Origin of the sequence: Collimonas sp. (assembly GCF_044339385.1) — a bacterium.
GTDB lineage: Bacteria > Pseudomonadota > Gammaproteobacteria > Burkholderiales > Burkholderiaceae_D > Collimonas.
Genome location: NZ_JBIIVN010000098.1, coordinates 1 through 9,793, shown reverse-complemented (window position 1 = coordinate 9,793; position 9,793 = coordinate 1). Strand labels below are relative to the sequence as shown.

8 protein-coding genes and 2 pseudogenes are annotated in these 9,793 nt (G+C 57.8%); 2 read left to right on the top strand and 8 right to left on the bottom strand.

Annotated elements, in window-relative coordinates; genetic code table 11:
- From ACIQ0R_RS08420 to ACIQ0R_RS08400, 5 genes and pseudogenes are all read right to left on the bottom strand, one after another.
- Positions 1-454, bottom strand: a 454-nt coding sequence (locus tag ACIQ0R_RS08420; protein ID WP_395826146.1) for a class I SAM-dependent methyltransferase, incomplete at its 3' end; no start/stop codon positions are given.
- A gap of 140 nt (positions 455-594) precedes the next feature.
- Positions 595-1,961: pseudogene (locus ACIQ0R_RS08415) on the bottom strand (LLM class flavin-dependent oxidoreductase).
- Between the two features lie 16 nt (positions 1,962-1,977).
- Positions 1,978-3,219, bottom strand: a pseudogene (locus tag ACIQ0R_RS08410) (SfnB family sulfur acquisition oxidoreductase).
- 264 nt (positions 3,220-3,483) lie between these two features.
- Entirely contained in the window at positions 3,484-3,822 is a 339-nt protein-coding gene (locus tag ACIQ0R_RS08405; RefSeq protein WP_395826144.1) for a P-II family nitrogen regulator, read from the bottom strand.
- 174 nt (positions 3,823-3,996) lie between these two features.
- Positions 3,997-6,066, bottom strand: coding sequence for an NAD(+) synthase (locus tag ACIQ0R_RS08400; RefSeq protein WP_395826142.1), 2,070 nt, complete (start codon positions 6,064-6,066; stop codon positions 3,997-3,999).
- Positions 6,067-6,236: 170 nt separating this feature from the next.
- Between ACIQ0R_RS08400 and ACIQ0R_RS08395 the strand changes: the two genes are divergently transcribed.
- Positions 6,237-7,409, top strand: coding sequence for a GNAT family N-acetyltransferase (locus ACIQ0R_RS08395; RefSeq protein WP_395826140.1), 1,173 nt, complete (start codon positions 6,237-6,239; stop codon positions 7,407-7,409).
- A gap of 62 nt (positions 7,410-7,471) precedes the next feature.
- On the top strand, positions 7,472-8,365 hold the full coding sequence (locus tag ACIQ0R_RS08390; protein WP_395826138.1) for an EamA family transporter: 894 nt from the start codon (positions 7,472-7,474) through the stop codon (positions 8,363-8,365).
- Positions 8,366-8,583: 218 nt separating this feature from the next.
- Here the strand turns inward: ACIQ0R_RS08390 and ppa are convergent, their stop codons facing one another.
- The 3 genes from ppa to ACIQ0R_RS08375 form a co-directional block, all read right to left on the bottom strand.
- Entirely contained in the window at positions 8,584-9,123 is a 540-nt protein-coding gene (ppa, locus tag ACIQ0R_RS08385) for an inorganic diphosphatase (RefSeq protein WP_395826136.1), read from the bottom strand.
- A 46-nt stretch (positions 9,124-9,169) separates the two neighbouring features.
- The gene (locus tag ACIQ0R_RS08380) at positions 9,170-9,331 is read right to left on the bottom strand and encodes a hypothetical protein (RefSeq protein ID WP_395826134.1); all 162 of its coding nucleotides are present in this window, start codon (positions 9,329-9,331) and stop codon (positions 9,170-9,172) included.
- A gap of 79 nt (positions 9,332-9,410) precedes the next feature.
- Positions 9,411-9,793, bottom strand: a 383-nt coding sequence (locus ACIQ0R_RS08375; RefSeq protein ID WP_395826132.1) for a hypothetical protein, incomplete at its 5' end; no start/stop codon positions are given.

Below are 9,793 nucleotides of genomic sequence, written 5' to 3'. Positions count from 1 at the left end.
TTGGGAAATGGCAATGGCGGCAAGGTGGTGTTGTGGTCGGATAATTACACCAAGGTTGATGGCGCCATCTTGGCCAGGGGCGGCGTGCTGGGCGGCAATGGCGGGCAAATCGAAACCTCCAGCCATGCTGCGCGGGCAAATCGAGCTCCAGAAAATCCTGTTGCCAGACTTCGCAGCCGCTGTCGGCGCGCGCCATTTCCACAAATCGTGAAGCGCCTTCAACCCCGATGGCGGTGTGGCCAAGCTTGCTGAAGGTGCGCAGGTCGCGCCCCGGCCCGCAGCCGACATCCAGGATTGTGAACGGCGGCGCGCCGTCAATATGGCGCAGCAACGCCGCGATGTTCTGGCTGACATCGTGATTGCGGGTGCCTTCGCGAAAATCTTCTGCACGCTGGTTGTAATGTTCCAGCGTCAGGGCGGCAATGTGTTCGAGATCGGTAGGCAAGAGTGTCATGCCCGATAATGTAATCGAATCGCTCTGGCTTTGCTGAGATTCGAACCCGTTCGATATTTCCTCTTGCCGCTTGGCACCACTCCTTGACACCGTTTGATCGCTCGGGCAACGACATCAGCGAGTCGTCGGGCTTGGCATCATCAAACCAATTGACGGAAGCCCGCCGCCGGGTGCCGCGCCGGCAAAGTTGCCTGCCCCGTATCGAACAGCTTCTCGCGCAACATCCCGTCCTCATAATCGAGCTTGTAGGATCCGCGCGCCTGCAATTCGGGAATGACCAGATTGACGAAATCCTCGAAGCTTTCCGGCGCCACGGTACGGGTCAGGTTGAAGCCATCGATATCGCTATCCCTTATCCACGCTTCCATTTGATCGGCGACCTGCTGCGGCGAACCGATAATGGTGACGTAGCGTCCGCCAGCGCCAACTGATCCAGCAGCTTGCGCACGGTCCAGGCGGCATCCGGCGCGGTCACGGCGTTGACCGTAGATTGCATGGCATTGCTGCTGGCCGGCTTGATCGGCTGATCGATGCCATAGGTGGAAAAATCGAAACCGGTGCCGGCTGCAAAATGCGCCAGGCCGGCTTCCGGATTGGCGTAGCGGCAGTATTCGACGTATTTTTCGCGTGCCTCGGCCTCTGTCGGCGCAACGATGACCGAGATGCCCATGAAGATTTTCAAATCATTGCGCTGGCGTCCAGCCAGTTCTGCCTGATCGCGCAGATCGGCCACCAGTTTGCGCGCTGCTTCGGGTTTCTGACTGGAGATGAATACGCACTCGGCGTGGCGCGCCGCGAATTGCTGGCCGCGCTCCGAGGCGCCCGCCTGGTACAGCAACGGCGTACGTTGCGGCGACGGCTCGCTCAAATGATAGCCGTCGACCTGGTAGTAACGGCCATCATGCTTGACCGGGTGCACCTTGGCCGGATCGGCAAACACCCGGCGCTGGCGGTCGCGCATCACGGCGCCGTCTTCCCAACTGCCCTCCCATAATTTATATAGCACCTGCATGAATTCCTCGGCGCGCTCATAGCGTTCGTCGTGTTCCGGCTGTTCGCGCAAACCCATTGCCCTGGCGGCGCTGTCCAGATAGCCGGTAACGATATTCCAGCCGATGCGGCCGCGCGTCAGGTGATCCAGGGTCGACATGCGGCGCGCGAACAGATACGGCGTTTCGTAGGTCAGGTTGACCGTGACGCCGAAGCCGAGGTGCTTGGTGACGCCAGCCATCGCCGAGACCAGCAGCAAGGGATCGTTGACTGGCAACTGGATCGATTCGCGCAGGGTCAAGTCGGCCGAGCCTTGGTAGACATCGTAGACGCCGACGATATCGGCCAGGAACAAGCCGTCGAATTTTCCGCGTTCCAGCAGCTTGGCCTGGTCGCTCCAGTATTCAAGGCTGGTGTAATCGGTGGAGCGGTCGCGCGGATGGGTCCACAAGCCATGGTTGATATGCCCGACGCAATTCATGTTGAAGGCGTTCAGGCGGATTTGCTTCTTCGGCATAGGAATTCTCAGCTACTCAAATCGCACCGTGGCGCGGCGGGTTCTTGTCGTTGAGATAGTAATTGCCGACCGCATGATATTTCCAGCGCACCGGATCATGCAAGGTATGGGTGCGGGCATTGCGCCAGTGCCGGTCAAGATTATTTTCGGACAAGGCGGCCTGAGTGCCGGCCAGCTCGAACAGTTTGCTGCCGGCCGCCAGCGATACTTCGGTGGTCAACACGCGTGCTTCCGCCACCGCAATCGAGGCTGCAGCTACCGTATCCGCCGTCGCCGCCTGGGCGGCACTATCGACTGCCGTTCCCGCCAGTTCCAATAGCGCCTCGGCCGCGCTGAGGCGTACCGACAGATCGCCGAACTCGCGCACTGTCAGCGGATCGTCGATTGCACGCTCCACCTTACTGTCGATCCAGGCACGCGAACGGGTGCGCACGAATGCGGCCGCATCCTGCAACGCAGCGCGTGCAATGCCGATGTCGATTGCCGCATGCAACAGCTGCGCCACCGGACCCAGCGAAGTCGGACGTTCAAAGGCACTTTGAAACGGCACCACTTCATCGGCCTCGACCCAGACATCCTCAAATACCACCGAACCACTGCCGGTAGTACGCTGGCCGAATCCCGACCAGTCATCGATCACGCTCACTCCGGCGGCATCGCGCTTGACGATAGCCAGTTGCTGCACGCCGTCGTCATCAATCACCGAGACCGGGATGCGGTGCGCATACAGTGCGCCGGTCGCATAGAATTTGCGGCCATTGATGCGGAAGCCGTCGCCATCCTTGCTGAGCCGCGTACGGCGCTCCTGCGACGTACGCGTGCCAAGTTAGGCCAGCGCATTGCCGAAACGTTCTCCGGCCATGATGCGCTCAAAGTAAAAGCGTTTTTGCGCCTCGCTACCGTTGACGCGTAAAACCTCAACCGCATAGAAATGATTTTGTGGAATCTGGCCCAGCGAGCCGTCCGCCGAGGCAATCGTCGCGATCACTTCGGCCAAGGTTACATGCGAGACGCCGGCGCCGCCGCAGGCGCGCGGCACTGAAATGCCCCAAAGGCCGGAGCGCGAGAATTGTTCCAGCTCGGCCAGCGGCAGTTGCCGTTCGCGGTCGCGCAAACTGGCGCCGACACGGAATTCGGCCGCCAGCGCTTGCGCTATTTCCAATGCTTCTTGATCATTGCTGATGCGATGCGCCGGCAGTACCCGGGGTAACAGGTCGGCCTGGCCGGTTTCACTTGCAAGTGTCGCGATTGACGACATGAATCACCTCTTCTATGGCATGGCCGCCCGCAGCTCGTGACTGCGGTTGGCGGTTGAAGAGGTGAAGATAACGTGCAGCGACAATCCCCGTCCAATAAGAAAAACGCCTGACGGTATGCGAAAAATGCCTTACGGATTTTTCACTGCACTCAATATGTGGAAGCGGAACTGATGAACTCGGTGCCGCGGTCAGTCATCCATTACATCGAACGACCGCGGCAGGATAGCGGATGAGAAGATAGTGATTAAGCTCAGTGCACTACATCAAACTGCATCAGGACCGGTTTCGCCGGTACGGATGCGGATCACCTGTTCGATGTTCCGCACGAAAATCTTGCCGGCGCCGATCTTTCCGGTGCGTGCCGCCTTGATGATGGCGTCCACTGCGCGCTCGGTCAACGCATCGTCGACCACCAGTTCGACTTTAACTTTCGGCAGAAAATCGACAACGTACTCAGCGCCGCGGTACAGCTCTGTATGGCCTTTCTGACGGCCAAAGCCCTTGACTTCAGTCACGGTCAAACCGGTGACGCCGACTTCGGCGAGGGCTTCCCGCACCTCGTCCAGCTTGAATGGTTTGATAACGGCAGTAATTTGATTCATGACAACTCCTTTAGGCGATAAACATAAATCTTTGCAGCAAGCCTGAGCGAGGCAGCAACCCGGCCTGCATCAAGCGCAAGCTAGAAGAGTATATGAAAAATGCTATTTGTCTATATGCGCAGGTCAATAAGTGTATTTAAAACGCATTGCATCGAACATCTCACTCCCCGCTTGCTACTTCTGGCATGGCTCCTCATCGGGAATTCGCGCCAAATCGGCCAGCCACACTGTCGCTTCCGAGTCGCTCGGCGCGCGCCAATCGCCGCGCGGCGACAAGGACCCGCCGGTGCCCACCTTCGGTGCGTTCGGCACGCAAGAACGCTTGAACTGGCTGGTCCTGAAAAAGCGGTCAAGAAAAATTCTCAGATTGCGCTTGATGGCAGCCAGGTCGTATTGGTTGCGCGCCACATGTACATCATACGGCCAGCGTCCCAGGTTTTTGTCGTGCCAGGCCGTCAACGCCAGGAACGCCACTTTCGACGGCGCGAAACCATAGCGCAAGGTGTAGTACAGATTAAAGTCTTGCAACTCATACGGCCCGATGACGTTTTCGGTGATCTGCTCCGGCTTGCCGTTGGCCTTGCCGGGCACCAGCTCAGGACTAATTTCGGTATCCAGTACGTTGAGCAATACGTCCGCGCCCTGATTGCCGATGGCACCAGTCTCCGCAACCCAGCGCACCAGATGCGAGATCAGGGTTTTCGGCACGCTGGCGTTGACGTTGTAGTGCGACATGTGATCGCCCACGCCATAAGTGCACCAGCCCAGCGCCAGCTCGCTTAAATCGCCGGTGCCGATGACGATCGCATGATGGTGGTTGGCCAGCCGGAACAAATGATTGGTGCGTTCGCCGGCCTGCACGTTTTCAAAGGTAATGTCGTACTGCTCCTTACCTTCGGCATAAGGATGGCCGAGGTCTTTCAGCATTTGCAGGCAGCTTGGACGGATATCGATCTCCGCTGCGGTGCTACCGACCAGTTGCATCAACTGCCGCGCCTGCAGCAAGGTGCGCTCGCTGGTAGCGAAACCCGGCATGGTGTAGGCCAGGATATTGGCGCGCGGCAGCTTGAGCTTATCCATTACTTTAGCACACACCAGCAACGTGTGGGTCGAATCCAGCCCCCCCGAAACGCCGATCACCACCTTGGAAATCCTGCTTGCCGAGAGACGCTGCACCAGCGCCTGCACCTGAATGTTGTAGACCTCGGTGCAGCGCTCATCGCGCCGCTTGAGATCGGATGGCACATACGGAAAGCGCTCAACGTGGCGCGCCAGCGGTAACGCTTTATCCAGCGCCAATGCCAGTTCAAAACGAATCACTTCAAACCGCGCCACTTCATCGGCATGGCGTCGTACCGATTGCCCGAACGTGGTCTGGCGCATGCGTTCGCGCGACAGACGTTCGAGGTCGATGTCGGCAAAGATGATATGCGAATCGTTGAGGAAACGCTCGGATTGCGCCAGCAACTCGCCGTTTTCGTAGATCAGCCCCTGGCCATCCCAGGCCAGGTCGGTCGACGACTCGCCATTATCGGCCGAGGTGTACAGGTAGGCAGACAAGCAACGCGCCGATTGTTGCGCCACCAGTTGATGGCGATAGGCGGCCTTGCCGACCAGCGCGTTTGAGGCAGACAAGTTAACCAACACGCTGGCGCCGGCCAGCGCCGCAAACGACGACGGCGGAATCGGCACCCAGACATCTTCACAAATCTCGACATGAAAACGCAACAGCGGCAGGTTGGCCACCTCGAACAGCAATCCACTACCGAACGGCACCCTGGCACCAAGCAATTGTGCGCCGCGGACTGCGGTATTTTCAGCGGCACTGAACTGGCGCGCCTCATAGAATTCGCCGTAGTTGGGCAGGTAGCTCTTCGGCACCACGCCCTGGATACGACCACCTGCGACGACCACCGCACAGTTGAACAGCTGATGCTCAACCCGCAGCGGCACGCCGACGATCATCGCCAACGAGATTTTTTGGGAAGCCTCTACCAGCGTAGCTAATGCTGCTTCGCAGGCATACAGCAAAGCCCGCTGGTGAAACAGATCATCGCAGGTATAGGCCGACAAACCCAGCTCTGGAAATGCCACCAGCACAGCGCCTTGCTGCGCGGCCTGCTGCGCCAGTACGATAGTCTCGGCAGCATTAAAAACGGGATCGGCCACCCGGCAACGCGGAACGGCGACCGCAACGCGCGCAAAATCATGGGAGTAAAGGTTGAAAAAGCTATTCTTGGTCATCATTATTTCCTGCATTGGCTGTCGCGTCGCAGAGCGCGACGGCGGCATCCGGGCTCTTGGCAACGGCTCAATTATCGCACGCTAATGCCTCAGCCTCAGAGCCGACCGGGTTTCCTGAGCAGAGTGCTAAACTCCAGCTTTACCCACCAACTTGACGGTTCGCAAAGTCCTTGATTAACCAGACAACAACCAAGATCAGCACGCGCATCATTTCATCCCTGAGCGAAGTCGGCCAGGCGGCCTGGGATGGACTGCTTGCCCTGCAAGCCGATGCTAACCCGTTCCTGTCCTTCGCTTTCCTGCATGGATTGCACGAAAGCGGCAGCGCCTCGGAACAATCCGGCTGGCAGCCGCAATACCTGACGCTGTGGGACGATGCCGAACAGCCGCCGCAACTGATCGCCGCCCTGCCGCTGTACGTCAAATTCCATTCTTACGGCGAATACGTGTTCGATTGGGCCTGGGCCGATGCCTACGAACGCAATGGCCTTAAGTATTATCCCAAGTTACTGTCGGCGATTCCTTTCACGCCGGTCACAGGCGGCAGGCTGCTGGCGCGAGACGATCAGGCAAGGGCAATGTTGATCGCAGTGTTGCAATCGCTGCGCAAGGATACCCAAACCTCGTCGACCCACATTCTCTATCCGCCGGCAGACCAGACCGGCGCGTTGCAACAGGCCGGCTTCATGCTGCGCAGCGGCGTCCAGTTTCACTGGCTTAACGCTGGCTACGCCGATTTCGCGGCCTTCCTGGCCACGCTGGAACGCAAGAAACGCAAGAACATCCTGGCTGAGCGGCGCAAGGTGGCCGAGGCTGGCGTACGCTTTCGCCACGTGCGCGGCGAGGATGCTACCGAGGAAGACTGGGTCTTCTTCAATCGTTGCTATCGGCGCACCTATAGCGCACATCATTCAACGCCTTATCTGAACCTGGATTTCTTCCTGCGGATTGCCGTCGGCATGCCGCACAACCTGCTGCTGATCATCGCCGAGCGCGACGGCAAGCCGATTGCCGCGTCGCTACTGGTCTATACAGGGCAAACCCTGTATGGCCGCTACTGGGGTGCGATTGAGGACGTGCCCTGCCTGCATTTTGAAACTGCTTACTACCAACCGCTGGAATTCTGCATCAGCCAAAAGATTGCCTGCTTCGAAGGCGGCGCCCAAGGCGAACACAAGATGGCGCGCGGTTTCCTGCCGCAAAAAACCTGGTCGGCGCACTGGCTTGCACACCCGGGATTTGCTGACGCAGCGGCCGATTTCCTGGCTCGCGAAGCCGAAGGCATCAATCACTACATGGATGAACTGAATGATCGCAATCCATTTCGTCCGGAGGCGCATTAGCCCCTGACATGTTTCGTCCCCGCTGCAACATTCATCCTCATCTATAAAAATAACGAGAGACCATGCAACCGACCGACATCCTGCTAGCTGTGCTGACCGTCACCATCTGGGGCTTGAATTTCGTGGTGATCAAGATCGGACTGGGCGGGTTGCCGCCGTTGCTTTTCTCGGCCTTGCGATTTATCTTCGCCGCGCTGCCACTGGTGTTTTTCATCAAGCGGCCGTCGATTCCGTGGCGGCTGCTGATTGGCTTCGGCCTGTTCCAGTTCGCGCTACAGTTTTCCCTGCTTTTTTGTGGCATGAAACTCGGTCTGGGTGCCGGCCTGGCCTCGCTGGTGATCCAGCTCCAGGCTTTTTTCACCATCGGCCTGGCAGTGCTGTTGCTCGATGAACGCCCGCGGGCAACACAGTTGCTGGGCGCTGTAGTGGCATTGGCAGGGATGGTGTTGGTCGCCGCACACCTAGAGGCGAAGGCCACCTTGATCGGCCTCCTGATGGTCATCGGCGCCGGTTTCAGCTGGGCCAGCGCCAATATCGTCACCAAGAAAATGCGCAATTTCAATCCGCTGGCATTGATGGTCTGGGGTTCACTGATGGCCTCGCCACCGTTACTGTTGGCTTCAGCGGTGCTGGAAGGTCCGGCCGCATGGCATTACGCATTCACTCATTTTGGCTGGGTGTCGCTGGCGGCTGTGTTGTATCAATCGTATCCGAACACCATCGTCGGCTATGGCATCTGGACCATCCTGATGCGCAAATATCCCGCGGCGACGGTGGCGCCGTTCTCGCTGCTGGTTCCGCTGGTCGGCATCCTGAGCGCGGCGTTGATACTGGACGAGTCGCTGCAATGGTGGAAAATCGTCGCGGGCGCACTGGTGCTCGGCGGCTTGGCGCTGAACCAGTTTGGCGCGCGCCTGCTGCTAGCGCTTCAGGGTAAGCCGCGAGGCGACGGGTAAAACCGAGTGCAAGGATTGGCGCGACTGTCCTACTTCAGTGCAGCGCTGGCAGGCAGCCGGCACTTCGACGCCAAACATGCAGAATAGCTGGGCGGGATGCAAACAAACTGCCATCCATTCATATGCAACGCATGTTGCATATGAATGGATGGCCTGCGGGGCGAACCAACGGGTAGCTCTCCCTGCGCTGAGAATGGCTCTGAGATTAACGCTGAGAATTACTTCTCGATAGATTTTTTGTAAGCCTCGACGCCCGACAAGATTTCCTTGCGCGCCTCGTCCGGACCAAACCAGCCGTCGACCTTGACCCATTTACCCTTTTCCAGATCCTTGTAGTGTTCAAAGAAATGCTGGATTTGCTTCAGGCGTAGCTCATTCATGTCTTCCGGCTTTTGCCAGTGCGTGTAGATGCCGAGGACCTTGTCGACCGGCACCGCCAGCAGCTTCGCATCCTGACCGGCTTCATCCGACATCTTCAGCACGCCGATCGGACGGCAACGCACCACGACGCCAGGAAACAGCGGGAATGGGGTGATCACCAGTACGTCGACCGGATCGCCGTCTTCCGACAGGGTTTGTGGAATATAACCGTAGTTGCATGGGTAATGCATCGCGGTGCCCATGAAGCGATCAACGAAAATCGCGCCGGATTCCTTGTCAACTTCATATTTAATCGGATCGGCGTTCATCGGGATTTCGATGATGACGTTAAAATCGTTTGGCAAATCCCGTCCGGCCGATACTTGATTCAGACTCATGGTGTGCTCTCGTCAATAATGAAAAAATTTGCTTTGCAGCCCCAAATTATAACGGCTCCAGCACCATCCGGCGACGCAACATCAACTTCGTTGCAGAGATAACCACAGCCGCAGCAGAAAGAAGGCAAGAATGAACGCCAGACATGCCGAAATGGAACCTGTCAGGGTTGAATGCATCGAAGTCCTTTGTCATCGCCAGCCGCAGCATTCGGCGCCTGGTTATCGCTTACCAATCCGGTACCCGGGTACCGGATTCATCTGATGGAAAACAACAGACCAAGAGAACATCAACTTGATCGGGACAATAATTTGCCCAAAAATGCTGATGCGCTTGCGAAGCGGCGACCGCGAACGGCAAATTCGAGGATTGCCGCGAAGGCGGCGGACCCATACCAAGCGCATACCGAGCGCGCCACGTTAAAGATATCCGATTCCGTGCAAGCTGACTCACTGTGCTTGCCCATGGCATATGCCATCCAACCGTTGCGGGACACCGCCAAAAACTGATTTAACAAAAAATATTTATGGAAATGATTAACGGTACGACTGAGCTTCCCCCGAAATTTAGTCTTCCATAGGTAACGTAAAATCAACGATCCTTTGGAAAGACCAGCAATGAAGAAGATACCAAAACAGATGTACACGGCGGAGTTCAAGGAGCTAGCCGTGC